Here is a 24,401-nt window from a genome sequence, read left to right on the forward strand (position 1 = left end):
GAGTAACCTTACTCGGAAGTAAATTTACGCGAGAACCAGGAGCCGGCCAATGCCCGATCGCTACCTTCGTTTCACGCAATCCGGTCCGGGCCGCTTCGTGACCCGGCGGCTGGGGCTGCCGCAGCCCGCCCCGCTGCACCGCTGGAGCGCGGAACGGCCGGTGCTGGAAGGCCCGCTGCTGCACGTGACGGCCGGGAAGAGCACGGCGGAGCCCGCTGCGGTGCTGGACCGCACCGGACTGCCCGTGCACACCTCCCGCCAGGACGGGGCGCGGTACGCGGCGGTCGTCGTCGACGCCACCGGCGCCGCGGACGTGGCCGCCCTGCGCGAGGTGTACGACGGGCTGCACCCCGTGATGCGGTCGCTGACGGACGGCGCGCGGCTGATCGTGCTCGGCTCGGCGCCCGATCCGGCCGACCACCACCAGGCCGCGGCGCAGCAGGCCCTCGAAGGGTTCGTGCGGTCGCTGGGCAAGGAGGCGGGCCGCGGCCGCACGGCACAGCTGCTGCGGCTGGCGCCGGGCGCGGCCGAGGCCGCCGAGTCCACCCTCCGCTTCCTCCTCTCCCCCCGGTCCGCGTACGTCAGCGGCCAGGTCATCGGGGTCGGGGCCGCCGACGTCACCGCGCCCGAGAACCGGGACCGGCCGCTGGACGGCCGTACGGCGCTGGTGACCGGCGCGGCGCGCGGCATCGGCGAGGCGGTCGCGGCGACGCTGGCCCGGTACGGCGCGCGGGTCGTCTGCCTGGACGTGCCGCAGGCCGAGGCGGACGTACGGGCGGTCGCCGAGCGGCTGGGCGGGCAGGCCCTCGCGCTGGACATCACCGCGGCGGACGCGGGCGAGCGCATCGCCGCCGCCCTCCCCGACGGCCTGGACGTCCTCGTCCACAACGCGGGGATCACCCGGGACCGGCGGCTGGCCAACATGGCGGCCGACCGCTGGGACGCGGTCCTGGACGTCAACCTCGCCGCGGTGCTGCGGACGACCGATCAGCTGCTGGCCGCCGGCACGCTGCGGCACGGCACGGGCCGGATCGTCGCCACCGCGTCCATCGCCGGGATCGCGGGCAACACCGGGCAGACCAACTACGCGGCGAGCAAGGCCGGAATCATCGGCCTGGTCCGTTCACTGGCACCGCGGGCCGCGGCCGAGCACGGCGTCACCGTCAACGCCGTCGCCCCCGGCTTCATCGAGACGAAGATGACCGCGGCCGTACCCCTCTTCATCCGCGAGGCCGGGCGCCGCATGAACTCACTCGGCCAGGGCGGCCTGCCGGTCGACGTCGCCGAGACCGTCGCCTGGCTCGCGGACCCGGCCTCCGGCGGCGTCAACGGCCAGGTCGTCCGGGTGTGCGGGCAGAGCCTGCTGGGGGCGTGATGACGGAGCTGACTCTCCCGCGGGCGCCGCGGCTGATGCCCGCGCTGGCCAAGGGCGCGCTGACCGGGGCGGGCAAGCGGCCGCGGGCGGACGCGCCGCTGCCCGCCGTACGCCTCACCCTGCCCGGCGTACGGGCCGACGCCGTACGCACCGCCGCCTACGCCGAGGTCTGCGGCTTCCGCGCGGACAGCCCTTTCCTGCCGGTCACCTGCCCGCACATCCTCGGCTTCCCGCTGGCCGCCCGGCTGATGAGCGCCCGGAGCTTCCCGCTCCCGATGCTCGGCCTCGTCCACACCACGATCGAGATCGTCCAGCACGCGCCGCTCCCCGCCGACCGGCCACTGGACCTGACGGTGTACGCGGCGGAACTCCGCCCGCACCGCCGGGGCACCGAGGCCGTCCTGGTGACGGAGGCCCGGCGCGACGGCGAGCTGGTCTGGGAGGACCGCAGCACCTACCTGGCCCGCCACCGCACAGGAAGCGCACCGGGCACTTCCCCGCCGGCCGCCCCCGAACTGCCGCCCCGCGCCGAGTGGCGGCTGCCCGCCGGTCTCGGCCGCCGCCACGCCGCCGTCTCCGGCGACTACAACCCGATCCACCTGCACCCGCTGACGGCCCGTCCGCTGGGCTTCCCGCGCGCCATCGCCCACGGCATGTGGACCTTCGCCCGCTGCGCCGCCGAGGCCGTGCCCGAGGACGCCCCCTCCGTACGCCTCACCGCGGAGTTCCGGGCGCCGGTACTGCTCCCGGCCACGGTGACGTACGCCTCGGACGGCTCCGCGTTCGCCCTCCGCGGCGGCCCGGGCCACGAGACCCGCCTGCACCTCTCCGGCGAGGCGGAGATCAGGACCTGAGCAAGCCGCTCCGGCAGAACACGCACCCGTGCCACTGCGGCAGCCCGCTGAGCACGCGGTGCCGCAGGCAGCTCGCGCTTGCCGCCTCTTCGGGGGCGGGGAAGTCGGTACAACCGGCGAGGAACCCGGGTGGCGGCGGGTCCAGTGGATCGAACGCCGCCACCATCGCTTCGTAACGCCGCAGGTACCCCTCGGCGTGCGGCGGGTCGTACCGCAGCTCGTCCCAGCGGTGGCGATGACGGGCGAGCCGTACGGCACGGAGGACGAAGTCCCGGGCACCGTACGGATCGGCACCCCAGTCGACGTCCGCCAGGTCGAACCCGACGACGCCGTTGCCCATGACGTGCTGGTCCTGCTGGTTCAGCAGGGCGGCGAAGCGGCGCTCCCACTCGCTCTCGGCGAGCGCGGACACCGCGAGCATCAGCACCTCGACGAAGACGTCGGTACCGCCGTTGCTCAGGTCCAGTCGCTCCTCACCCGCCGTGAAGACGTTGGCCACCGGCTCACCCGCCCGGCGACCAGCGGGTCCCCGACATCAAAGGGCCCAGGCCGGTCCAGGCGAAGTTCATGAGGGTGGCGGCCGTTTCCTTGGCGGAGGGGCGGGCGTCGGCCGGGCGGGCGTTGGCCCACTCGGCGAGGGACTCGGCGGCACCGACGAGGGCGTGGGCCAGGCCGGAGACCTCGCGTTCCGCCAGGTTCTCGTCACAGCCCGCCTCCTGCGCGGCGGCGCCGATCAGGCCGGTCACGAACTCGGTGATCTCGGCCCGCATCGCGGCGACCTCCAGCGCGAACGGCTCGCCGTGCGTCCGGGCCTGCTGGTGCAGCACCGCCCAGCCCTCCGGGTGCTCGGCGGTGTGCGCGAAGAAGCCCTGCAGGCCGCTCCACAGCTGCCGGTCGGCCGGCGCCCCGGCCTCCACGGCGGCCCGTACGGCGGCGACCAGGGCCGTGGCCTCCCGCCGGATGACCGCGCTGAACAGCTCCTCCTTGGAGTTCAGGTAGAGGTAGACCAGCGGCTTGGAGACGCCGGCGACCTCGGCGATCTCGTCCATGGAGGCGGCACGGTAACCGCGCCGCGCGAACGTCAGCACGGCCGCGTCCATCATCTGCTGCTCGCGCACCGCCCGCGGCACCCGCTTGTTCTTCACGCCACTCACACCGAACGTCCTTCCGCCCCGCCCTCTTACCGCTAAGTAAGTTTACGGATCCGCCCCTCCGGGGCCCCGCCCTCCGCCGGTGTTATCGCGTGGACTGGCCGCCGAGGTTGCGAGACGGTACGGTTCGTTACGCGAGACGCCACGTCTCGCGACGGGAGGGAGGACGCCATGGACGGCGAGCGGTACGTGGAGGTGGCGCCCGGGGTACGCCTGTGGACCGAGCAGCGCGGCGCGGCGGACGCCCCGCCGCTGCTGCTGATCATGGGCGCGCAGGCATCCGGGCTGGGCTGGCCCGACGAGCTGGTCGACACGCTGGCCGCGCACCACCGGGTCATCCGCTACGACCACCGCGACACCGGGCGTTCCCCCTGGGCGTTCGACGAGCGGCCGTACCGGATCACCGACCTGGCCGAGGACGCGCTCGGCGTGCTCGACGGGCTGGGGGTGGCGCGGGCGCACGTCGTCGGCCTGTCGCTGGGTGGCATGCTCGCGCAGCTGCTGATCGCCGATCACCCGGAGCGGCTGCTGAGCGCGACACTCATGGGGACGTGCGCACTCAGCACGACGGACTACGTACGGACGGACGGCACCCGGGTGCCGGTCACGGAGCTGCCGGGCATCGCGCCGGAGATCCTGGAGGCCTGGGCACAGCCTGTGGAGGACCGCGGCCCGGAGGCCGAGCTGGACCGGCGGGTCGCGCACTGGCGGCTGCTGACCGGCGGCGGCATCCCGTTCGACGCGACGTACTTCCGCGCGCTGGAACAGCGGATCATCGCGCACGCGGGGCGGTACGACACCAACGGCGCGCACGGCCGCGCCGACGACTCGGGGATGCTGCGGACGGCGGAGCTGGCCCGGACGGAGGTGCCCACGCTCGTCGTCCGCGCGAGCGCCGAGCCGGTGTTCCCGCCGCCGCACGCGGAGCACCTCGCGCAGGTGATCGGACACGGCACCCGGCTCGTGGACATCCCCGGCATGGGGCACGCCCTGCCGAGGGAGGTACTGGATCCGCTGGCCGGCGCCCTGCTGGAGCACACCCTCCGAGCGTCCGCGGCCGCCTGATCCCACGGCCGCCTGACGCACGAGCGCCCCGGAACCGGGCGGCTCCGGGGCGCTGCGGCCGTACGGGGGCGAACCGGGAAGGTCAGCCGGCGGGCGCCGGGACGGTGACCTTCTGCTCGGCCTCCTGCGCGGCGGACGGCGCCTCGGCGTCGCCGTCCAGGCTGATGCTGGTGGCCGAGGCGTACGCGTCGCGGTCCAGGATCCTCTCCTTGGCGGAGACCAGGATGGGGACGACGACCTGGCCGGCCACGTTGGTGGCGGTACGCATCATGTCCAGGATCGGGTCGATGGCCATGAGGAGACCGACACCGGCCAGCGGGAGCCCCAGGGTGGACAGGGTCAGGGTCAGCATGACCGTGGCGCCGGTGAGGCCGGCGGTGGCGGCCGAGCCGATGACCGAGACGAAGGCGATCAGGATGTAGTCACCGATGTGCAGCGGCACGTCGAAGATCTGCGCGATGAAGATCGCGGCGAGCGCCGGGTAGATGGAGGCGCAGCCGTCCATCTTGGTCGTCGAGCCGAAGGGCACCGCGAAGGACGCGTACTCCTTCGGGACGCCGAGGCGCTCGGTGACCCTCTGGGTGACCGGCATGGTGCCGACCGAGGAGCGGGAGACGAACGCCAGCTGGATCGCGGGCCAGGCGCCGCGGAAGAACTGCAGCGGGTTGACCTTGGCGACCGCGGAGAGCAGCAGCGGGTAGACGCCGAACATCACCAGCGCGCAGCCGACGTAGATGTCGACGGTGAAGGTCGCGTACTTGCCGATGAGGTTCCAGCCGTACGTGGCGATCGCGTTGCCGATGAGGCCGAGGGTGCCCAGCGGGGCCAGCCGGATGACCCACCACAGGGCCTTCTGCAGCAGCTCCAGCGCCGAGCGGCTGAGCTTGAGGACCGGCTCTGCCTTCTCGCCCAGCTGGAGCGCGGCGATGCCGACGACGGCCGCCATGAAGACGATCTGCAGGACCTGCAGCTCGGTGAAGGGCGTGATGATGTCGGTCGGGATGATCCCGGTCAGGAAGTCGATCCAGGTACCGGCGTGGTCGGGCTTGGAGCCGTCGGCGGGCGTGAGGCCCGTACCGGAGCCGGGGTTGGTGACCAGGCCGATGGCCATGCCGATCGCGACCGCGATCAGCGAGGTGACCATGAACCACAGCAGGGTGCGGGTGGCGAGCCGGGCGGCGTTGTTGACCTGCCGCAGGTTGGTGATCGACACCACGATGGCGAAGAAGACCAGCGGGGCCACGGCCAGCTTCAGCAGCTGGACGAAGAGCTCACCGATCTTGCCGAGGGTGGTGACCAGCCAGCCGACGTCGCCGCTCTTGGCGATCCAGCCGAGGAGCACACCGAGGACGAGACCCAGCAGGATCTGGGCCCAGAAGGGGACCTTCGGTATGCGGGAGGTTCTGCGAGAGGTCTCGGAAGACGTGGACAACGGGCACACTCCGGGTGCGTGCAGGCTTCGGGAAGAGGGCGTGTGGCGCCAGGAGGTCCGTTTTCGGGATCTCCGGCCGCTGCGGCGGACGTCGCGCGGACGTCAGCGGCGGCAACAGGCCGCGGACTCACAGCGGCAAAGATCGACGTGCAGGCGCGCCACGAGCGTGAGGCTCATGGGGAACGAGTGCGCTACTGCTGTCTTCATGTCCGATACGTTAACACTTGAACTTTGGGTTACTCAAAGAAAATCTTTGGCATGCTCCGCCGCGGACCGGACGGGAGACACCGACGCCCGCCGGTGGAGCGGAAACTCCACGGGCGGGCGTGAGTGGTGTGTGAGGCGCCTTACACGTCCGGCCGGCGACGGCCGGGCGGTCTCAGACGCCGTCCTCCTGGCTGCGGTTGGCGGCGAGCCGCGCCTTCTGCCGGTCGACCTTGGCCACGATCTGCTCGGACATCGCGTCCCGCTGCTTGCGCAGCAGCACGAAGCTGAGCGGCGCGGAGATCACGATGGCGAGCAGCAGCATCCAGATGGTGTTCGAGCTGCCCACACCCAGCGGGATGACGCGGAAGTACGCGAGGACCCAGACGACCGCGAAGCAGACGACAAAGATGCCCACACGGGAAGCGGTGTAGAGGAGTGCGGCGTGCTTCTGGCTGCTCACGGTCGGACCTTCTTCTCAACGACAACCGAAAGGGTCTGCATCCAGTCAAGCACAGCACCCTGTGTGATCTTTGCCGCCCCCGGCGCCGGGACCGTCAGGCCACTTCCCGCCACATCGTGATGTCGTCGCGGTAGTCGTCATCGGCGACCTTGATGGCGTCGGGGACCCGGCCGACCTCCTTGTACCCGCAGGAGGCGTAGAAGCGGTCGGCGCCGGTGCCGCCGCGGCAGGTGAGCCGGACGCCCCGTATCCCCTCGGCACCGCGCGCCGCGTCCTCGACCGCGGCCATCAGCTCCCGGCCCACGCCCTGCCCCTGGAGGGACGGGTGGACCATCACGCTGTAGACCCACAGCCAGTGCCGCATGAGGCGGTGGGTGTTGGCGTACACGAAGGCGGTGGCCAGCGGCGTGCCCGCAGCGTCCCGGCCGACGATCAGCCGGGCCTGGCCCTCGGCCATCGCCGCCAGGTGCTTCACCAGCTCGGGGCGGATGTCGTCCTGGGTCACAGGCGGCACGAACCCCACCGCGCCGCCGGCGTTCGAGACGTCCGCCCACAGCGCGCAGACGCCGTCGCGCAGCTCCGGAGTGACGGAAGGGTCCAGATCGAAGCGGAGGCTCATGATCTGGACCCTAATCGTCACCACTGACGACGCGGAGCGCGTGCGTCACACGCGCACCGAGCGTTGTGTCACACCCGCATCGGCTGGGGCTCGTCGCGGCGGTGCGCGTCGGGGCCCGGGTACTCGCGGATGATCTCGTACCGGGTGTTCCGCTCGACCGGCCGGAAGCCGGCGTCCCGGATGAGGTCCAGCAGGTCCTCACGGGTGAGCTTGTTCGGCGTGCCGTAGTTGTCGGCGTCGTGCGTGATCTTGTACTCGACCACCGAGCCGTCCATGTCGTCGGCGCCGTGCTGGAGCGCCAGCTGCGTGGTCTGGAGGCCGTGCATGACCCAGAAGCACTTCACGTGCGGCACGTTGTCGAACAGCAGACGGGAGACCGCGAAGGTCTTCAGCGCCTCGGCACCGGTGGCCATCGTCGTGCGCGCCTGCAGCTTGTTGCGGACCTTGCCGTCCTTCATGTCCACGAAGTCGTGCTGGTAGCGCAGCGGGATGAAGACCTGGAAGCCGCCGGTCTCGTCCTGCAGCTCACGCAGCCGCAGCACGTGGTCGACGCGGTGGCGCGGCTCCTCGATGTGCCCGTACAGCATCGTGGAGGGCGTCTTGAGGCCCTTCTCGTGCGCCAGGCGGTGGATCCGCGACCAGTCCTCCCAGTGGGTGCGGTGGTCGACGATGTGCTGCCGGACCTCCCAGTCGAAGATCTCGGCGCCGCCGCCGGTCAACGACTCCAGGCCGGCCTCGATCAGCTCGTCGAGGATGTCGGAGGCGGACAGGCCCGAGATGGACTCGAAGTGGTGGATCTCCGTGGCCGTGAAGGCCTTGAGGCCGACGTTCGGCAGCGCTTCCTTGAGGGCCTTCAGGGAGCGGGGGTAGTAGCGCCAGGGCAGGTTCGGGTGCAGGCCGTTGACGATGTGCAGCTCGGTGAGGTTCTCGTGCTCCATGGCCTTGGCCAGGCGGACGGCCTCCTCGATGCGCATCGTGTACGCGTCCTTCTCGCCCGGCTTGCGCTGGAAGGAGCAGTAGGCGCACGAGGCGGTGCACACGTTCGTCATGTTGAGGTGACGGTTCACATTGAAGTGCACCATGTCGCCGTTCTTACGGGTCCGCACCTCGTGCGCGAGGCCACCGAGCCACGCCAGGTCATCGGACTCGTAGAGGGCGATGCCGTCCTCACGGGTCAGCCGCTCACCGGCGTGGACCTTCTCCTCCAGCTCGCGCTTGAGCCCAGCGTCCATTCCGGCCCGCCCTTTCCTGTTTCTGCCGAATAACAAGCCTCACCGAGCCTACTCCCCCGGCCTTCGGCCGGGCGGTGCCCCCGTACGCAGCCGCTTCGCGGCCGCTAGGCCTCTTCAGGAAGCTCTCCGACCCGGTTCTCCCACTTCGTGGAGAGCACGACCGTGGTCCGCGTACGGGACACGCCCTTGGTGCCGGACAGCCGGCGGATGGTGCGCTCCAGGCCGTCCACGTCGTCGACGCGGACCTTGAGCATGTAGGAGTCGTCGCCCGCGATGAACCAGCAGTCCTCGATCTCGGAGAGGTCGCGCAGCCGGTGGGCGAGCTCCTCGTGGTCGGTGGCGTCCGTCAGCGAGATGCCGACCAGGGCCGTGACCCCCAGGCCCAGCGAGGCGGCGTCGACCGTGGCGCGATAGCCGGTGATCACACCGGCCGACTCCAGCCGGTTGATGCGGTCCGTGACGCTGGGGCCGGAAAGACCCACGAGCCGGCCGAGCTCCGCGTAGGAGGCCCTGCCGTTCTCGCGCAGTGCCTGGATGAGCTGCCTGTCCACCGCGTCCATTGCGTCCCCGACCTTTCAATCTTTCCGCACTGCCACTACTGATTACAGAATCTAAGGCATGCAGGGCGATTTAGCCTGCAATCCCAGGTAAAAAACGGAGTTGGATCACCGATTTCTGCTGGGTCGGCCGGCGTTGCCGCCGTCCTCCCCGCGCGCCGCACCGCCACCGTCACCGTTCCCGCGCGCCGCGCCGCCGAGCTCGCCCTCCCAGCGCCGGTACAGGCCGTGCGGCACTCCCGCGGCGTCCAGCGCCCGGCCCGCCACGAAGTCCACCAGGTCCTGGATGTGCGTCGCCCCCGCGTAGAACGCGGGCGAGGCCGGCAGCACCACGGCGCCCGCCTCGTCCAGGGCGACCAGGTGCTTGAGGGTCTGCCCGTTCAGCGGCGTCTCGCGCACCGCGACGACCAGCTTCCTGCGTTCCTTCAGCGTCACGCTCGCCGTCCGCTGCAGCAGGTCCTTCGACAGCCCCAGCGCCACCCCGGCCACGCACGCCGTGCTGGCCGGCACGATCAGCATGCCCTTGGCCGGGTACGAACCCGACGACGGGCCCGCCGCCAGGTCACCGGCCGGCCAGTGCCGCACGTCCGCCAGGTCCGCCTCGGTGACCGGAAAGGTGTCCGGTTTGCCGTCGGCCCCGCGCGCCAGCCACTCGCGCAGGTCGGCGCGCCAGTGCGCGTCCCGGAAGGAGATGCCGGTCTCGTCCAGCAGGGTCAGCCGCGAGGCCCGGCTCACCACCAGGTCCACGGCCTCGCCCGCGGCCAGCAGCCCGCGCAGCACGGACGCGGCGTACGGGGTCCCGGACGCGCCGGAGATCCCGACGACCCACGGCCTGCGGCGGTCCGGGCCGGCGTGCTGACTGGTGACGTTGTGCGGCGGCTCCACGGCACCGAGCCTATCCGGCGGAACCAGAAGCACCGTCACAGCCGTTGTTGCTTGTGAGCTCGTGCGGCCGTGCCGGCCGCACGCACTCGGGCGGACGCCCCGGCGCACAGGTGAGGAGGGCCGACATGGGAGCACGCGCCAAGCCCGCCGCGCTGCTGGTGCTGGCCTGGGTCGGAGTGCTGTGGGTCCTGGAGGCGGTGGACACCGCCGGTGACCACGCCCTGGACACCTTCGGCATCCGCCCGCGCGAGCTGGGCGAGCTGATCGACGTGGTCCCCGCGACCGCCGTCCACTTCGGCTTCGCCCATCTGATGGCCAACACCCTCCCGCTGCTCGTGCTCGGCTTCCTGGCCGCTCTCCGCTCCGGCATCCGCAGACTGGCCGGCGTGGCGCTGCTCATCGCCGTCGTCAGCGGCCTGGGCGTCTGGCTGATATCGCCGCCGGGGAGCAATACCGCGGGCGTCTCCGGCGTGATCTTCGGGCTCTTCGGCTACCTCGTCGTGCGCGGATTCATCGAGCGCAAGGCCCTGGACATCGCCATCGGTGTGCTCGTCGCGGTCCTGTACGGCTCGATCCTGTGGGGCGCGCTCCCGGCCGCGGACGGCATCAGCTGGCAGGCGCACTTCTTCGGGCTCGTCGGCGGAGTGCTGGCCGCCTTCGTCTTCCGGGTGCGGACTCCAGGCCTCCGGTCCGCGGGCCACGTCCCGTAGTCTCGCCTGCACGCGGACGCGCCGGTCTACGCCGCGCGCCGCCTGAGTCCAGCGCTTCACGCGCGAGAGCTACGTCATCGGGGGGATCAGCCCATGGTCGAATTCGACAAGTCAGCATCCGAACCGCCGCAGGACGGTCAGCAGCAACCGGGCCAGCAGCAGCCGCCGCAGGGCGGCGCGCCGGGGGCCGCTCCCGGGTACGGCCAGCAGCCGTACGGCGCCGCGCCCGGCGGCCAGCCGTACGGCGCGTACGTCCCCGGCGCGGGGCAGCCGCACCAGCCGTACGGCGCCCCCGGCGCTCCCGGCGCCCCCGGCTGGGGCGGCCAGCCCGGGTACGGCTACGCGCAGCCCCGCCCCTCGTCCAACGCCGCGATGTGGGCGCACCTCGGCGCGCTGCTCACGGTCTTCGTCGGCACGGGCATGTGCTGCATCGGCATGGTCTGCGGCTGGATCGCCCCGCTCTGCATCCGGAACAACGGGCAGAACGGCCAGGACCCGTACACCCGCCACCACGCCACCCAGGGGATGAACTACGGCATCACCCAGGCGGTCATGGCGGTGCTCACCGGCATCCTCTACTTCGTCGTGGTGGTCGGCGGCGCCGTGTCCGCCGACTCCGGGACGGGCGACCCGGGGGCCGGGTTCTTCATCCCCCTGATCATCTACCTCGTGGTCTTCGGCGCGTACTGGATCACCACGCTGGTCTTCGGCATCATCGGCACGGTGAAGGCCAACAGCGGCGAGATGTGGTCCTACCCGAAGTTCGTGGCCTGGCGCTTCGTCAAGAACTGAGCGCCCGCCGACACGCGGAAGGGGCCGGTACCCAGGCGGGTACCGGCCCCTTCCCGGTGCTCACTCGCCGGTCAGAGCCTGTGTCATCACCCTGGTCGGATCAGCGAACGTCGTCCGGTGCGTGCGATCGCAAGGCGCGGGACGGCCCTCGAGGGGCACCTCCCTGGCCCTCAAGGCCTTGGGGGAGGAGCTACCAGGGCCTTTCGGCAACGCCGCGAGGACGGGGTCTCCCCTGCTCGAGCGAAGCCGAGGGGGGAGTGCCAGGCGGCGGGCGCCCGGCCGGGGTGAGGACACCGGCTCTCACGGCGTCAGCCCGCGCACGAGCAGGTCCAGCAGCGCGCAGACGAACAGCGCTATGCCGATGAAGCCGTTGACGCTGAAGAAGGCGCGGTTCAGGCGGGACAGGTCGTTCGGGCGGACGATCGTGTGTTCGTACAGGAAAGCGCCCGCGACGATCACCAGGCCGAGCCAGAAGAACACCCCGGCACCGGTGGCCAGCGCGAACCAGACGAACAGCGCCGTGGTGACCGTGTGGCAGACGCGGGCGCCCCAGATGGCGGCGGGGATGCCGAAGCGGGCCGGTACGGACTTCACGCCGACCTCGCGGTCGGTCTCGACGTCCTGGCAGGCGTAGATCAGGTCGAAGCCACCGATCCAGATGCCCACCGCGAAACCGAGGATCACCGCCTCCCAGGACCACTCGCCGGTGATCGCCAGCCAGCCGCCGACCGGGCCCATGGCCTGGGCGAGGCCGAGGATGGCCTGCGGGAAGTTCGTGAACCGCTTGCCGTACGGATAGACCACCATCGGGATCACCGCGACGGGGGCCAGGGCCAGGCACAGCGGGTTGAGCAGCGCGGCAGCGGCGAGGAAGACGACGACGGCGACCAGCGCGCCCGTCCAGGCGTGCTTCACCGACATCGCGCCGGTGACCAGCTCGCGGTGGGCGGTGCGCGGGTTGCGGGCGTCGATCTCGCGGTCGATGATCCGGTTCGCGGCCATGGCGAAGGTGCGCAGGCCCACCATCGCGACGGTGACGAGCAGCAGCTCCCACCAGTGGACGGACCCGTCCACCTGGAACATCGCGGTCAGCGCCGCGATGTACGCGAAGGGCAGCGCGAACACCGAGTGCTCGATCATGACAAGGCGCAGGAAGGCCTTGGTACGGCCTGGTTGCGGAATGGCTGCGGAGGCGCTGCTCACAGGCCGTACTCCTTCCATCGGCGGGTGACCTTCTCGGCGGTGGCCGGGTCGGAATCGACCATCTCCGGCCAGCCGCCGTCGCGGGTGTACCCCTCCTCGGGCCACTTCGCGGTGGCGTCGATCCCGGCCTTGCCGCCCCAGAACTGCTGGTACGAGGCGTGGTCCAGATGGTCGACCGGGCCCTCGACGACGGTCAGGTCGCGGGCGTAGTCGGTGTTGCCCAGCGCCCGCCAGGCCACCTCGTGGTAGTCGTGCACGTCGCAGTCGGCGTCGACCACCACGATCAGCTTGGTCAGGGACATCATGTGCGCGCCCCAGATGGCGTGCATGACCTTCTGCGCGTGCTTGGGGTACTTCTTGTCGATCGAGACGATCGCGCAGTTGTGGAAGCCCCCGGACTCCGGCAGGTGGTAGTCCACGATGTCCGGGATGATGATCTTGAGCAGCGGGAGGAAGAACCGCTCCGTGGCCCGGCCCAGCGGCCCGTCCTCCGTCGGCGGCCGGCCGACCACGATCGACTGGAGCAGCGGACGCTTGCGCATCGTGACGCAGTCGATGGTCAGTGCCGGGAAGTCCTCCTGCGGCGTGTAGAAGCCGGTGTGGTCCCCGAAGGGCCCCTCGGGCCGCATCTCGCCCGGCTCCAGCCAGCCCTCCAGGACCACCTCGGCGTTGGCCGGGACCTGGAGCGGCACGGTCTTGCAGTCGACCATCTCGATCCGCTTGCCCTGCACGAAGCCCGCGAAGAGGTACTCGTCGATGTCACCGGGCAGCGGCGCGGTCGAGGCGTACGTCACGGCCGGCGGGCAGCCGAAGGCGATGGCGACCGGCAGCTTCTCACCGCGCTTGGCGGCGACCTGGTAGTGGTTCCGGCTGTCCTTGTGGATCTGCCAGTGCATGCCGATGGTGCGCTTGTCGTGCCGCTGGAGGCGGTACAGACCGAGGTTGCGCACGCCCGTCTCGGGGTGCTTGGTGTGGGTCAGGCCCAGATTGAAGAACGAGCCGCCGTCCTCGGGCCAGGTGAACAGGGCCGGCAGCCGGTCCAGGTCCACCTCGTCGCCCTGGAGGACCACTTCCTGCACGGGCGCGTCGTCGGCCTTCACCTTGCGCGGCGGGACGTGCGTCATGTTCGCGAGCTTGCCGAACGCCTCGCGGATGCCGACGAAGCCCTGCGGCAGCTCGGGCTTGAGCAGGCCGCCGATCGTGCTGCTGATCTCGTCGTACGACTTCAGGCCGAGCGCCTTCAGCAGGCGGCGGTCGGTGCCGTAGACGTTCATGGCCAGCGGCATCGCCGAGCCCTTGACGTTCTCGAAGAGGAGCGCCGGACCGCCGGCCTTCTGCACCCGGTCGACGATCTCCCCGACTTCCAGGTGCGGGTCGACCTCGGCCTTGATGCGCTTGAGGTCGCCTTCGCGGTCGAGCGCGCGCAGGAACGAGCGAAGATCGTCATAAGCCATGCATCCCAGTATCCGGTACGCACTACCCTGGACTGGTCACTGGGGCCGCTCCGACCGGCCCGCCCGGCCACTCCCAGGGGGAGCGACACATGCTGCGGGTGCTGATGATCCTGGTGCCGCTGGCACTGAGCATCTACGCGTTCATCGACTGCGTCACCACCGATGAGAAGCATGTGCGCCACATGCCGAAGCCGCTGTGGGCGATCCTCGTGCTGCTCTTCCCCCTCGTCGGGTCGGTGTCCTGGCTGATCGCCGGGAAGGACCGCGCCGCACAGGCCGCCGAGGGCGGCGGGCCCCGGCGCGCCCGTGGCGGCCGGGGCGGCTGGGTCGCGCCGGACGACAACCCCGAGTTCCTCCAGTCGCTGGCCGCGCAGGAGCGGGAGCAGCGCCGGGACGAGGACGAGGCGCTGCTCAAGGACTGGGAGGCGAACCTGAAGCGCCGCGAGGAGGAGCTGCGCCGCCGCGAGACCGGCGAGTCCGAGGAGCGCAGAGAGCCCGGCGAGCGCCGGGAGACCGGGGAGCGCGACGAGTGAGCGGCCCGGACACGTCCGCGATGCTGGCCACCGCGGTGGCCGAGGCCCGGGCCGGCCTGGCCTCCGGCGGCATCCCGATCGGCGCCGCGCTGTACGGCGCGGACGGCACGCTGCTGGGGCGGGGCCACAACCGCCGGGTGCAGGACGGCGACCCGTCGGTGCACGCGGAGACCGCCGCGTTCAGGGCCGCCGGGCGGCCGAGTAGCTGGAGCGCGCAGCGCTCTCCATCGGGGGCGGCGGTGGGAGACGGGCGGGCCTACAAGGGCACGACCATGGTCACCACGCTCTCGCCCTGCTGGTACTGCAGCGGGCTGGTGCGCCAGTTCGGGATCTCCCGGGTGGTGATCGGCGAGGCGGAGACGTTCCACGGCGGCCACGACTGGCTGGCCGAACACGGCGTGGAGGTCGTGGTGCTGGACGACCCGGAGTGCGTGGCGATGATGCGCGGCTTCATCGCCGAGCGGCCGGAGCTGTGGCACGAGGACATCGGCGCGGACTGACGGCACCCGGACAGACGGGCGGACGGCATCCGGCCGCCCGCGTGACGTTTCCCTGAGCCTCCGTCAGGAAGCGGCGCGCCCGTCCTAGGCTGCCAGCGATGATCGACTTCGGACGCCGCCGGTCGCGGGCTTGCCCCGGGCACATGACCCGCCGCAGACTCCTCGGTTCCGCAGCGGGCGCGGTGGGCGGCGCCGCCGCGCTGTCGGTGCTGCCGCCGAGCGTGCGGAAGGCGGTCGCGGCCGGGCCGCCCCGGTACGGCTCGCCGGCGGACATCGAGCACGTCGTGCTGCTGATACAGGAGAACCGTTCGTTCGATCACTACTTCGGGACGCTGCGGGGCGTACGCGGCTTCGCGGACCCGGCGGCGCTCACCCTGTCCACGGGGCGCTCGGTCTTCCACCAGCCGGACGCGGCGAACCCGGACGGCTATCTGCTGCCGTTCCACCTGGACACCCGCAGGTCCAGCGCGCAGTCCATCCCCTCCACCAGCCACGCCCGGTCCGTGCAGCACGAGGCCTGGCACGGCGGCCGGATGGACCGCTGGCTGCCCGCGCACCGCAAGGCGGACGGCCGGAACGGCCCGTACGTGATGGGGTACCACACCCGCGCGGACATCCCCTTCCACTTCGCGCTCGCCGAGGCCTTCACCCTCTGCGACCACTACTTCTGCTCGGTACTGGGACCGACCTGGCCGAACCGGCTGTACTGGATGACCGGCACCCTCGACCCCGGCGGCACCCGGGGCGGCCCGGTCCTGAACAACACCGCTTCCCGGCCGTACCGCTGGACCACGTACGCCGAGCGGCTCCAGGCGGCCGGGGTGAGCTGGCGGGTCTACCAGCAGGACGACGACTACGGCTGCAACCTGCTGGAACAGTTCAAGTCCTTCCGGGACGCCCGGCCCGGGGACGCGCTGTACGAGCGCGGGGTGCGGCCGCGGCCCGCCGGCACCTTCGAGGACGACGCCCGGAACGACCGGCTGCCGGCCGTCTCCTGGATCATCCCGACGGCGGCGGAGTCGGAGCACCCGGACTACCTGCCGGCCGCCGGTGCCGCCTTCGTCGCGCGGACGGTCGAGGCCCTCGCCGACAACCCCAAGGTGTGGCGGAAGACCGTGTTGATCATGAACTACGACGAGAACGACGGGCTGTTCGACCACGTGCCGCCCCCGGTGGCGCCCGCCGGGACCGCGGACGAGTTCGTCGGCGGACTGCCCATCGGCGCGGGCTTCCGCGTCCCCTGCCTGATCGTCTCGCCGTGGACGGTGGGCGGCTGGGCCGCGGGCGACACCTTCGACCACACCTCCGTACTGCAGTTCCTGGAGCGCTTCACCGGCGTCGAGGAGCCGAACATCTCCGACTGGCGCCGCGCCACCTTCGGCGACCTGACCTCGGCCTTCGGCTTCGTCACCGCGCGGCGCCCACCCCGGCTGCCGAAGGACACCACCGCCCGGCTCGCGGCGGCGGTCAAGCAGATCACGACCCTGCCGGACCCCGTCCTCCCGGGCGCGGGCCAGACCCCGCCGCGCCAGGAACGCGGCGGCCGCAAGCGCCGCTGAACCGGCGCCCGAAACGGCCGCGGCGGGCCGGGGACGTGTCCCGGCCCGCCGCGGCTCACGGCTGTCGCCCCGGTCAGACTCCGGCGTAGGAGTGCAGGCCGGTCACGAAGATGTTCACGCCGTAGTAGTTGAAGAGGTAGCAGGCGAAGGCGATCAGGGCCAGGTAGGCGGCCTTGCGGCCCTTCCAGCCGGCGGTGGCGCGGGCGTGCAGGTAGCAGGCGTACGCCACCCAGGTGATGAAGGACCAGACCTCCTTGGGGTCCCAGCCCCAGTAGCGGCCCCAGGCGGCCTCGGCCCAGATCGCACCCGCGATGATCGTGAACGTCCACAGCGGGAAGACGGTCGCGTTGATGCGGTAGGCGAACTTGTCGAGCGAGGCGGCCGCGGGCAGCCGCTCCAGCACGGACTTGGCGAAGGCGCCGGGCTGCTTGCCCGCGGGGTTCGCGAGCTTGGTCTCGTACCGGTCGCGGAAGAGGTACAGCAGGGTGGCGACCGCGCCCATGTAGAGCACGGCGCCGGAGATGATCGCGCAGCTGACGTGGATCCACAGCCAGTAGGAGTGCAGCGCCGGGACGAGCTGGTCGCTGGCGGTGTAGAGGACCGAGACGGCGAGGCCGAGGTCGAGCAGGACCGTGGTGATCAGCGGCAGGCCGATCCAGCGGACGTTCTTCCTGGCGAGCAGCAGGATCAGGTACACGGCCACCGCGACCGCGGCGAAGGTCGTGGAGAACTCGTACATGTTGCCCCAGGGGGCACGCTCCACGGACAGGGCGCGGGAGACCACGCCGCCGACGTGGATCAGCCAGGCCAGCGTGGTCAGCGAGATGGCGATCCGGCCGTACAGGTCGCCCTTCTCGGTGCCGCCGTGCGCGCCGGGGCCGTCGGGCACGTCCCGGCTGCCGGCCGCCGAGCGGGTGACGACCTTGGGCCGGTCCAGTACGGCCGTGCCGCCGCCCTGGGCCTTGGACCGCACCGTGACGGCGGGCGCCGCCGGTTTGTCCGCGGTGAGCGCGGCGGCCGTACGGGCCACCTTGCTGCGGCTGCCGAACACCCATTCCGCCATGTGCGCCAGGAACGCCAGGGTGTAGATCGCCATCGCCGAATAGATCAGCGTGTTGCTGGTACTGGCCAGGTTCTCGTTGGCCGCGGCCGCGAGGTTCACGCGCGCGCTCCTTCGGAGGGATCAGCATTACCGGCGGAGTCGGACGGCTCCGCGGAGTCTTCTGCGTCGGGTGCGGAATCCTGGGGTGCGGACTCCTCGGGCTCTTCGGACGCGGGCTCGGATGCCTGCGGTGCTTCCGGCTGGAGGGCGTACGCGATGTCCGCCAGCTCCTCGGGGAGCTTCGGGGACTCGCTGCGGCCGAGACCGGCGACCTCCACGACGGTGACGCCGTCGGGGCCCTTCTCGGCGCGGACCCACACCCGGCGGCGCTGGATGAACAGCGAGCCGGCCAGGCCCAGCAGGGCCGCGACCGCGCCGCCCAGCGCGAGCCCGTTGCCGGGCTGGTGGGAGATGGTGAAGCTGGCCCACTGCTTGACGCCGTCGAACCTGATGCTGCCGTCACCGTTCGGCAGCTTCATCGTCTGCCCCGGCGACATCATCTGGGCGACCGCCCGGCCGTCCTTCTTGTACTGCTTCAGGTTCTTGGTCTCCAGCTGGTACACGTTCTGCGGCAGGCCGGAGTCCACGCCCAGGTCACCGTGGTACGCGGTGAGGGTCAGCCGGGGATTGTCCAGCGCCGGGAAGACCGAGAACATCGAGCCGGAGCCCTTGCCGCCGAAGGTCGGGACGAAGAAGCCCTGGAAGCCCAGCTGGTTCTTCTTACCGTCCTTGGTCTTCGCGCCGGGGACCTTCACCACGCCGCTGGAGGTGAAGTTCTTCTGGTCCTGCGGGAGGAAGGGGACCGCGCCCTCGTAGACGACCTTGCCGGTGCCGTCCTTGACGGTGACCTCGGGGGCGTAGCCGTGCGAGAGCAGGTAGACCCGGTCGCCGCCGATGTCCAGCGGCTCGTTGACCTTGATCGAGGTCTTGTGCTCCTTGCCGTCGGCACCGTTGAAGTAGGTGACGTCGGCACGGAAGACGCGCGGGGTACCGTTCTGCGGCCCGCCGCGCTCGTAGGTGGCGACGAACTTGTCGAGCTGGAAGCCGAACGGCGCCAGGTCGTCGGTGTCGAAGAACGACCCGGACTTGAAGTCGTCGAACTGGGTCAGGCTGTTGGAGAAGCCGTCCCCCTCGGTGACCAGCTTGCCGCCCTCGGACTTCCACAGCTGGCCGACGGCGAACGCCACCAGCATCACGATCAGCGCGATGTGGAAGACCAGGTTGCCGGCCTCGCGGAGGTAGCCCTTCTCGGAGGCGACCGAGCTGCCCACGACATGGGTACGGAAGCGGCGTTTCTTCAGCGTCCGGCGGGCGGCTTCGAGGACCTGCTCGGGCTCGGCTGTGGTGCGCCAGGTGGCGTAGGCGGGCAGCCGGGTCAGGCGGCGCGGGGCGCCCGGCGGGCGGCCGCGCAGCTGGCCGACGAACTGCCAGGTCCGCGGGATGATGCAGCCGATCAGCGAGATGAACAGCAGCAGGTAGATCGCGGAGAACCACACCGAGCTGTAGACGTGGAACATCCCGAGCTTGTCGTAGACCGGCCCGAGGATGTCGTGCTGTTCCTTGAACTCGTCGACCTTGACCGGGTTGATGCTGGTCTGCGGGATCAGCGAACCGGGTACGGCGCCGAGCGAGAGCAGGAAGAGCAGGATCAGCGCGACCCGCATGGAGGTCAGCTGGCGCCAGAACCAGCGGGCCCAGCCGAGGGGCCCGAGGGACGGCAGGGTGATCTCTTCCTTCGGTGCGGTGGAGAGCTGGGACCCGGCCGCGCCCAGCTCGGGCTCGGACTCGCGGGTGTCGTTCGTGGCGGTCATCGATCAGATCCCAACGGTGAAGCCTGTGGTCCAGCTCTGCAGTGCGGACATCATGCTGTCCCAGATTCCTGTGACGAGCAGGACGCCGATCACGACGAGCAGGCCGCCACCGGTCCGCATCACCCAGACATAGTGCCGCTTGACCCAGCCGAACGCGCCGAGCGCCTTGCGGAAGGCCAGGGCGACGAGGATGAAGGGCAGGCCGAGGCCGAGGCAGTAGGCCACGGTCAGCAGCGCGCCGCGGCCGGCGCTGGCCTCGTTGAACGACAGGGCGTTCACGGCCGTCAGGGTGGGGCCCAGGCACGGCGTCCAGCCGACGCCGAAGAGCACGCCGAGCACGGGCGCGCCCACCAGCCCCATCGCCGGGCGCTTGTGCAGCATCCGGAACTCGCGCTGCCCGAAGCGGCCCAGCACGCCCATGAAGGTGAGGCCGAGCAGGATGGTCAGGGCGCCGAGCACCCGGGAGATGACGTCCTTGTAGTCCTGGAGCGTCTGTCCGAAGTACCCGAAGAGGGCACCGCCGGAGACGAAGACGACGGTGAAGCCGGCGACGAAGAGGGCCGCGCCGGTGAGCATCCGGCCGCGCCGGGCGTCACCCAGGTCGGTGCCCGTGACGCCGGTCACGTACGACATGTAGCCGGGTACGAGCGGCAGCACGCACGGCGAGAAGAAGGACACCAGGCCGCCGAGGAGCGCGACCGGCAGGGCGACCAGCAGGGCGCCGGAGAGCACGGTCTCGTTCGGGGCGGTGCCGGCTACGGCGAGCACGCTCACAGGATCACTTCTCCGCGATCAGCGGGTCGATCATCTTGCGCAGCTCGCTCTCGCTGAGCGGGGTGAGCGCGCGGGCCGCGATCCGGCCCTTGCGGTCGATCGCGATGGTGGTGGGGATGGCCTGCGGGTTCAGGCTGCCCTTGGGGAAGCGCAGCATCAGCTTGCCCATGGGGTCGTACAGGCTGGGGTACGGGATCTTGTGCTGCTCCTCGAAGCTGACCGCCTGGGTCTTCTTGGAGTCCCGGGTGTTGATCCCGAGGAACTGCACGCCCTCGTCCTTGGTCTCGTTCGCGACCTTGGCGAAGTTGGGGGCCTCGGCGATGCAGGGCGCGCACCATGATCCCCAGATGTTGAGGACGACGACCTTGCCCTTGTAGTCGGCGGCGTCGAGGTGCTTGCCCTCGGTGGACTCGCCGGAGATGTCGGGGGCCTGCTGCCGGTCGGCCGGCTTGACCGTGTCGATCCCGTCCTTGCCCTGGACGAACTTGGTCTGCTGCGAGCCCCCTGACGTACCGCCTGATCCGCAGGCACTCAGGAGCACGGCGGCGGCCGCGACGCCGGCGGCCGGCAGGAGCGTTCGGCGGCGGGTGACGCGGCGGCGGGGGACGCGGCAGGCACTCATGTGAAAAGTTTCGCATGGGCCTTTTGTGGATCTTCCGCACCCCCCTGCCGGCGCGGCTCAGGCCGCCGCGAGGTACCGCCGCCAGCCGCCCGCCGGCCGCTCGCCGACGTCCAGCCCCTGGAGCCTGGCCAGCACCTTCGGGTCCTGCACGGCCAGCCAGTCGGTGAACTGCTTGAAGGACACCAGCCGCACGTCCCGGTGTCCCTCGTCCGCGATGTGCTTCAGCGCTTCCTCGACGGCGTCCATGTAGATCCCGCCGTTCCACTCCTCGAAGTGGTTGCCGATGAAGAAGGGGGCGCGGTTGGTCTCGTAGGCGCGCCGGAAGCCGGATATGTACGCGTCCGTGGCCTGCCGGCGCCAGCCGGGGTAGTTGTGCCGCGGGGCCCGGGTGGAGTTCCCGGACTGGTTCGCGAGGATGTTGTAGTCCATCGAGAGGACCTCGAAGGAGTGGCCGGGGAACGGTATCTGCTGGAGCGGGAGGTCCCAGATGCCGCGCTTCTTGGTGGGCCAGGTCTGCCGGCCGCCGGGCGAGCTGGCGTCGTAGCGCCAGCCGAGCTCGCGGGCGGTGGGCAGCAGGTTGTCCTGGCCGAGCAGGCAGGGGGTGCGCCCGCCGACGAGTTCCTTCCGGTAGTCGAAGGGCAGCGGCTCGACGTCGGTGAAGCCGGTGTACGTCCGCCACTTCGTCACGAAGTCGGTGGCCTGGTCGATCTCGGAGCGCCACTGCGCGGGGGGCCAGTGGGCGACCGAGCCGGAGCCGGCACAGAAGTGGCCGTTGAAGTGGGTGCCTATCTCGTGCCCTTCGAGCCAGGCGGCCCGGACGTTGCGCAGCGTCTCCTTGATGTGCGCGTCGGTGAGGTAGCCGATGTCGGAGGCGCCGACCGGATTGTTCGGCGGGCGGTACAGGTGCTTCTTGGCCTCCGGCAGGCAGTACAGGCCGGAGAGGAAGAAGGTCATCTTCGCGCCGTGGTCCTCGGCGAGGCGGCGGAAGCGGGGGAAGAGGCCGTTGCCGACCTCGCCGGCGCCGTCCCAGGAGAAGACGACGAACTGCGGCGGGGTCTGCCCCGGCTCCAGCGGCTCGGGCTTCGGGGGCTGGTGGGGCTGCGGCCCGGTCTCGGCGGTCGAGCCGTCACCGATCGGCTTCGGGCGGGCCCGTACGGTCTTCTTCCCGGCGGCGTCGCCGGGCCGTGCGGTGCCGCAGCCCGCGAGCCCGATCGCGGCGGCCGCCCCCGCTCCGATGCCCAGCAGGTTCCGCCGACTGATCGCGCTCATACCGTTCCCGTCCGCACTTACCGTGATTCGCCGTACTCAACGCCCGTATATACGGACATCCGGTAAGAGGGCGGGACAGGCGCCGGGGTTCCGGCGCGCTCGCATATATCTACGGCGCTACGGACGGACGCCACGGCGGTACGTACGGACAGCCGCCCGTACGTACCGCCGGCGGGATCAGGCGCCGGCCGCCTTCGGCCGGCCCTTCACGGAGCCCCGGCCGAACCGCGGCTGGGCCCCGGCGCGCAGGTGCTCCGGCACCAGGTCGAGCGCGGGCTCGGTGTAACCGACCGAGACGATCCGGTCACCGTGGAAGGTGAAGGACGTCAGCGAGGCGAGGGTGCACTGCCGCTTGCGCGGGTCGTGCCACAGCCGGCGCCGCTCGGCGAAGCTGCGCACGATCCAGATCGGCAGCTGGTGGCTGACCGCCACCGCCTCGTGGCCGCGCGCCGCGTCGCGGGCCGCGCCGAGCGCCGCCATCATCCGCACGACCTGCTCGATGTACGGCTCGCCCCAGGACGGCCGGAAGGGGTTGGTCAGGTACCGCCAGTTGCCCGGGCGCTTGAGCGCGCCGTCGCCGACCCCGAAGGTCTTGCCCTCGAAGATGTTCCCGGCCTCGATGAGCCGCGGGTCGCTGTCGACGTCCAGCCCGTGCGCCTTGCCGATCGGCGCGGCCGTCTCCTGCGCCCGCTCCAGCGGGGAGGCGACGACGTGCGTGATGTCGCGCTCGGCGAGGTGCTCGGCGACCCGGTCGGCCATCCGCCGGCCGAGGTCGGAGAGGTGGTACCCCGGGCGCCGCCCGTAGAGGACGCCGTCGGGGTTGTGCACCTCGCCGTGGCGCATCAGGTGGACGACGGTGATGTCCTCGTTCTCGGCACCCGTGCTCATGCGGTGGCCTCGGCGGCGGCCCGGGCGGCGGCCGGCAGCGCGGCCGCGATCCGCTCGACGGCCTGCGTGTCGTGCGCGGTGGAGACGAACCACGACTCGAAGGCGGACGGCGGGAGGTAGACGCCCTGGGAGAGCATCGAGTGGAAGAAGGGCGTGAAGCGGAAGGACTCCTGCGCCTTGGCCTTCTCGTAGTCGGTGACGTCCTCGTCGGAGAAGAAGACCGAGAACATGTTGCCCGCGACCTGGACGCGGTGCGCCACGCCCTCCTTCGTCAGCGCCTCGGAGACCAGCCCGCGCAGCTCGGCGGAGACCGCGTCGACCTTCTCGTACGCGGCGTCGTCCAGCAGCCGCAGCTGGGTGACGCCGGCGGCCGTGGCGATCGGGTTCCCGGAGAGGGTGCCCGCCTGGTAGACCGGGCCGGCCGGGGCGAGGTGGGCCATCACGTCGGCGCGGCCGCCGAACGCCGCGGCCGGGAAGCCGCCGCCCATGACCTTGCCGAAGGTCATCAGGTCGGGGCGGACCCCGTCGATGCCGTACCAGCCGGCCTTGGACACGCGGAAGCCGGTCATGACCTCGTCGGAGATGTAGAGCGCGCCGTTCTCCGTGCAGAGGTCCTTCAGGCCCTGGTTGAAGCCCGGCAGCGGCGGGACCACGCCCATGTTGCCGGGCGACGCCTCGGTGATCACACAGGCGATCTGGCCTTCGTGCGCGGCGAACGCGGCGCGCACGGCCTCGATGTCGTTGTACGGCAGCACGATCGTGTCACCGGCCTGCGCGCCGGTGACGCCCGGCGTGTCGGGCAGCCCGAAGGTCGCCACGCCCGAGCCGGCCGCGGCCAGCAGCGCGTCGACGTGCCCGTGGTAGCAGCCGGCGAACTTGATCACCTTGGGCCGGCCGGTGAAGCCGCGGGCCAGCCGGATCGCCGACATGGTGGCCTCCGTGCCGGAGGAGACCAGGCGGACCTGCTCGACCGGCTCGATCCGGCGCACGATCTCCTCGGCGAGCTCGACCTCGCCGGCGCCCGGCGTGCCGAAGGACAGGCCGCGCGCGACGGCGTCCTGGACGGCCTGGATGACCTGGGGGTGCGAATGACCGAGGATCATCGGCCCCCACGAGCACACGAGGTCGACGTACTCACGGCCGTCGGCATCGGTGAGGTACGGACCGGTACCGGACACCATGAACCGGGGCGTACCGCCCACGGCGCGGAACGCGCGCACGGGGGAGTTCACGCCGCCGGGCGTCACGACGGCCGCGCGGTCGAAGAGCGTCTGCGAAACTGGGGCATCGTACGAGTGAGTCACGCAAGCAATGGTCTCAGAGGCGCACGGGGGCGCGCGGCCGGGC

25 protein-coding genes are annotated in these 24,401 nt (G+C 71.3%); 8 read left to right on the forward strand and 17 right to left on the reverse strand.

Going from position 1 to position 24,401, the window contains the following annotated elements; genetic code table 11:
• The first annotated feature begins 49 nt into the window (after positions 1-49).
• Together AAC944_RS17500 and AAC944_RS17505 are read left to right on the forward strand one after the other, a co-directional pair.
• The gene (locus AAC944_RS17500) at positions 50-1,375 is read left to right on the forward strand and encodes a 3-oxoacyl-ACP reductase (RefSeq protein ID WP_030620156.1); all 1,326 of its coding nucleotides are present in this window, start codon (positions 50-52) and stop codon (positions 1,373-1,375) included.
• Positions 1,375-2,229 (forward strand): MaoC family dehydratase, encoded by an 855-nt coding sequence (locus AAC944_RS17505; protein WP_030620158.1) that lies wholly within the window; start codon positions 1,375-1,377, stop codon positions 2,227-2,229. The genes AAC944_RS17500 and AAC944_RS17505 overlap by 1 nt, the downstream gene beginning before the upstream one ends.
• Here the strand turns inward: AAC944_RS17505 and AAC944_RS17510 are convergent.
• Positions 2,219-2,728 carry a hypothetical protein gene (locus AAC944_RS17510; RefSeq protein ID WP_030620162.1) on the reverse strand — a complete coding sequence of 170 codons (510 nt, stop codon included), beginning with the start codon at positions 2,726-2,728 and terminating at the stop codon, positions 2,219-2,221. The genes AAC944_RS17505 and AAC944_RS17510 overlap by 11 nt on opposite strands.
• Positions 2,729-2,732: 4 nt before the next feature.
• Positions 2,733-3,374 (reverse strand): TetR/AcrR family transcriptional regulator, encoded by a 642-nt coding sequence (locus AAC944_RS17515; RefSeq protein ID WP_030620165.1) that lies wholly within the window; start codon positions 3,372-3,374, stop codon positions 2,733-2,735.
• Positions 3,375-3,551: 177 nt separating this feature from the next.
• On the opposite strand from AAC944_RS17515, the gene AAC944_RS17520 reads away from it, so the two are divergent.
• Entirely contained in the window at positions 3,552-4,445 is an 894-nt protein-coding gene (locus AAC944_RS17520) for an alpha/beta fold hydrolase (protein ID WP_030620168.1), read from the forward strand.
• Positions 4,446-4,527: 82 nt separating this feature from the next.
• Here AAC944_RS17520 and AAC944_RS17525 read toward each other — a convergent pair whose 3' ends face one another.
• The 6 genes from AAC944_RS17525 to AAC944_RS17550 all read right to left on the reverse strand — a co-directional run bounded on the left by AAC944_RS17525 (position 4,528) and on the right by AAC944_RS17550 (position 9,837).
• A complete protein-coding gene (locus AAC944_RS17525; protein ID WP_438272812.1) occupies positions 4,528-5,886 on the reverse strand; it encodes a dicarboxylate/amino acid:cation symporter in 1,359 nt (452 codons plus the stop codon).
• A gap of 370 nt (positions 5,887-6,256) precedes the next feature.
• Positions 6,257-6,544: a DUF4229 domain-containing protein gene (locus AAC944_RS17530; protein ID WP_030620173.1), complete on the reverse strand. Its 288-nt coding sequence runs from the start codon at positions 6,542-6,544 to the stop codon at positions 6,257-6,259.
• Between the two features lie 94 nt (positions 6,545-6,638).
• Positions 6,639-7,163 carry a GNAT family N-acetyltransferase gene (locus tag AAC944_RS17535; RefSeq protein WP_030620175.1) on the reverse strand — a complete coding sequence of 175 codons (525 nt, stop codon included), beginning with the start codon at positions 7,161-7,163 and terminating at the stop codon, positions 6,639-6,641.
• Positions 7,164-7,231: 68 nt separating this feature from the next.
• Entirely contained in the window at positions 7,232-8,395 is a 1,164-nt protein-coding gene (gene mqnE / locus AAC944_RS17540; RefSeq protein ID WP_030620179.1) for an aminofutalosine synthase MqnE, read from the reverse strand.
• 104 nt (positions 8,396-8,499) lie between these two features.
• Positions 8,500-8,955, reverse strand: a complete 456-nt coding sequence (locus AAC944_RS17545) for an Lrp/AsnC family transcriptional regulator (RefSeq protein ID WP_030620184.1) — start codon at positions 8,953-8,955, stop codon at positions 8,500-8,502.
• Positions 8,956-9,060: 105 nt separating this feature from the next.
• Entirely contained in the window at positions 9,061-9,837 is a 777-nt protein-coding gene (locus tag AAC944_RS17550; protein WP_051872119.1) for a UbiX family flavin prenyltransferase, read from the reverse strand.
• Between the two features lie 125 nt (positions 9,838-9,962).
• On the opposite strand from AAC944_RS17550, the gene AAC944_RS17555 reads away from it, so the two are divergent.
• Complete coding sequence (locus AAC944_RS17555; protein ID WP_030620190.1) at positions 9,963-10,547, forward strand: rhomboid family intramembrane serine protease; 585 nt, start codon at positions 9,963-9,965, stop codon at positions 10,545-10,547.
• Between the two features lie 93 nt (positions 10,548-10,640).
• Positions 10,641-11,339: a DUF4870 domain-containing protein gene (locus tag AAC944_RS17560; RefSeq protein ID WP_078888783.1), complete on the forward strand. Its 699-nt coding sequence runs from the start codon at positions 10,641-10,643 to the stop codon at positions 11,337-11,339.
• Between the two features lie 300 nt (positions 11,340-11,639).
• Here AAC944_RS17560 and mqnP read toward each other — a convergent pair whose 3' ends face one another.
• A complete protein-coding gene (mqnP, locus tag AAC944_RS17565; RefSeq protein WP_030620195.1) occupies positions 11,640-12,542 on the reverse strand; it encodes a menaquinone biosynthesis prenyltransferase MqnP in 903 nt (300 codons plus the stop codon).
• Complete coding sequence (locus AAC944_RS17570; RefSeq protein ID WP_030620197.1) at positions 12,539-13,996, reverse strand: menaquinone biosynthesis decarboxylase; 1,458 nt, start codon at positions 13,994-13,996, stop codon at positions 12,539-12,541. The genes mqnP and AAC944_RS17570 overlap by 4 nt, the downstream gene beginning before the upstream one ends.
• An 89-nt stretch (positions 13,997-14,085) precedes the next feature.
• Here AAC944_RS17570 and AAC944_RS17575 point away from each other — a divergent pair, with 89 nt between their 5' ends.
• From AAC944_RS17575 to AAC944_RS17585, 3 genes are all read left to right on the forward strand, one after another.
• The gene (locus tag AAC944_RS17575) at positions 14,086-14,529 is read left to right on the forward strand and encodes a PLD nuclease N-terminal domain-containing protein (RefSeq protein WP_030620199.1); all 444 of its coding nucleotides are present in this window, start codon (positions 14,086-14,088) and stop codon (positions 14,527-14,529) included.
• Between the two features lie 20 nt (positions 14,530-14,549).
• Positions 14,550-15,029 carry a nucleoside deaminase gene (locus tag AAC944_RS17580; RefSeq protein ID WP_030620202.1) on the forward strand — a complete coding sequence of 160 codons (480 nt, stop codon included), beginning with the start codon at positions 14,550-14,552 and terminating at the stop codon, positions 15,027-15,029.
• A 143-nt stretch (positions 15,030-15,172) separates the two neighbouring features.
• Positions 15,173-16,588: an alkaline phosphatase family protein gene (locus tag AAC944_RS17585; RefSeq protein WP_030620204.1), complete on the forward strand. Its 1,416-nt coding sequence runs from the start codon at positions 15,173-15,175 to the stop codon at positions 16,586-16,588.
• Between the two features lie 73 nt (positions 16,589-16,661).
• Here AAC944_RS17585 and ccsB read toward each other — a convergent pair whose 3' ends face one another.
• From ccsB to hemL, 7 genes are all read right to left on the reverse strand, one after another.
• Entirely contained in the window at positions 16,662-17,750 is a 1,089-nt protein-coding gene (gene ccsB, locus AAC944_RS17590; RefSeq protein WP_030620206.1) for a c-type cytochrome biogenesis protein CcsB, read from the reverse strand.
• On the reverse strand, positions 17,747-19,501 hold the full coding sequence (gene resB / locus AAC944_RS17595) for a cytochrome c biogenesis protein ResB (RefSeq protein WP_030620210.1): 1,755 nt from the start codon (positions 19,499-19,501) through the stop codon (positions 17,747-17,749). The genes ccsB and resB overlap by 4 nt, the downstream gene beginning before the upstream one ends.
• A gap of 3 nt (positions 19,502-19,504) precedes the next feature.
• Positions 19,505-20,269 carry a cytochrome c biogenesis CcdA family protein gene (locus AAC944_RS17600; RefSeq protein WP_030620213.1) on the reverse strand — a complete coding sequence of 255 codons (765 nt, stop codon included), beginning with the start codon at positions 20,267-20,269 and terminating at the stop codon, positions 19,505-19,507.
• A 10-nt stretch (positions 20,270-20,279) separates the two neighbouring features.
• Positions 20,280-20,897: a TlpA family protein disulfide reductase gene (locus tag AAC944_RS17605; RefSeq protein ID WP_030620215.1), complete on the reverse strand. Its 618-nt coding sequence runs from the start codon at positions 20,895-20,897 to the stop codon at positions 20,280-20,282.
• Between the two features lie 57 nt (positions 20,898-20,954).
• Positions 20,955-22,166: a polysaccharide deacetylase family protein gene (locus AAC944_RS17610; protein ID WP_030620219.1), complete on the reverse strand. Its 1,212-nt coding sequence runs from the start codon at positions 22,164-22,166 to the stop codon at positions 20,955-20,957.
• Positions 22,167-22,343: 177 nt separating this feature from the next.
• Complete coding sequence (locus AAC944_RS17615; protein ID WP_030620220.1) at positions 22,344-23,054, reverse strand: histidine phosphatase family protein; 711 nt, start codon at positions 23,052-23,054, stop codon at positions 22,344-22,346.
• The gene (hemL, locus tag AAC944_RS17620) at positions 23,051-24,358 is read right to left on the reverse strand and encodes a glutamate-1-semialdehyde 2,1-aminomutase (protein WP_030620222.1); all 1,308 of its coding nucleotides are present in this window, start codon (positions 24,356-24,358) and stop codon (positions 23,051-23,053) included. The genes AAC944_RS17615 and hemL overlap by 4 nt, the downstream gene beginning before the upstream one ends.
• Positions 24,359-24,401: the final 43 nt, after the last annotated feature.

The sequence above is a fragment of the Streptomyces sclerotialus genome (assembly GCF_040907265.1).
Taxonomy (GTDB): Bacteria; Actinomycetota; Actinomycetes; order Streptomycetales; family Streptomycetaceae; genus Streptomyces; species Streptomyces sclerotialus.

Excerpts from the sequence above, each read along its gene's own strand:
- AAC944_RS17535 (WP_030620175.1), bottom strand. The coding sequence starts at position 7,163 with ATGAGCCTCCGCTTCGATCTGGACCCTTCCGTCACTCCGGAGCTGCGC.
- AAC944_RS17605 (WP_030620215.1), bottom strand. The coding sequence starts at position 20,897 with ATGAGTGCCTGCCGCGTCCCCCGCCGCCGCGTCACCCGCCGCCGAACG.
- AAC944_RS17555 (WP_030620190.1), top strand. The coding sequence starts at position 9,963 with ATGGGAGCACGCGCCAAGCCCGCCGCGCTGCTGGTGCTGGCCTGGGTC.
- AAC944_RS17570 (WP_030620197.1), bottom strand. The coding sequence starts at position 13,996 with ATGGCTTATGACGATCTTCGCTCGTTCCTGCGCGCGCTCGACCGCGAA.
- AAC944_RS17615 (WP_030620220.1), bottom strand. The coding sequence starts at position 23,054 with ATGAGCACGGGTGCCGAGAACGAGGACATCACCGTCGTCCACCTGATG.
- AAC944_RS17585 (WP_030620204.1), top strand. The coding sequence starts at position 15,173 with ATGACCCGCCGCAGACTCCTCGGTTCCGCAGCGGGCGCGGTGGGCGGC.
- AAC944_RS17560 (WP_078888783.1), top strand. The coding sequence starts at position 10,641 with ATGGTCGAATTCGACAAGTCAGCATCCGAACCGCCGCAGGACGGTCAG.
- AAC944_RS17500 (WP_030620156.1), top strand. The coding sequence starts at position 50 with ATGCCCGATCGCTACCTTCGTTTCACGCAATCCGGTCCGGGCCGCTTC.
- AAC944_RS17610 (WP_030620219.1), bottom strand. The coding sequence starts at position 22,166 with ATGAGCGCGATCAGTCGGCGGAACCTGCTGGGCATCGGAGCGGGGGCG.
- AAC944_RS17580 (WP_030620202.1), top strand. The coding sequence starts at position 14,550 with ATGCTGGCCACCGCGGTGGCCGAGGCCCGGGCCGGCCTGGCCTCCGGC.
- AAC944_RS17545 (WP_030620184.1), bottom strand. The coding sequence starts at position 8,955 with ATGGACGCGGTGGACAGGCAGCTCATCCAGGCACTGCGCGAGAACGGC.
- mqnE (WP_030620179.1), bottom strand. The coding sequence starts at position 8,395 with ATGGACGCTGGGCTCAAGCGCGAGCTGGAGGAGAAGGTCCACGCCGGT.
- AAC944_RS17505 (WP_030620158.1), top strand. The coding sequence starts at position 1,375 with ATGACGGAGCTGACTCTCCCGCGGGCGCCGCGGCTGATGCCCGCGCTG.
- AAC944_RS17575 (WP_030620199.1), top strand. The coding sequence starts at position 14,086 with ATGCTGCGGGTGCTGATGATCCTGGTGCCGCTGGCACTGAGCATCTAC.
- resB (WP_030620210.1), bottom strand. The coding sequence starts at position 19,501 with ATGACCGCCACGAACGACACCCGCGAGTCCGAGCCCGAGCTGGGCGCG.
- AAC944_RS17520 (WP_030620168.1), top strand. The coding sequence starts at position 3,552 with ATGGACGGCGAGCGGTACGTGGAGGTGGCGCCCGGGGTACGCCTGTGG.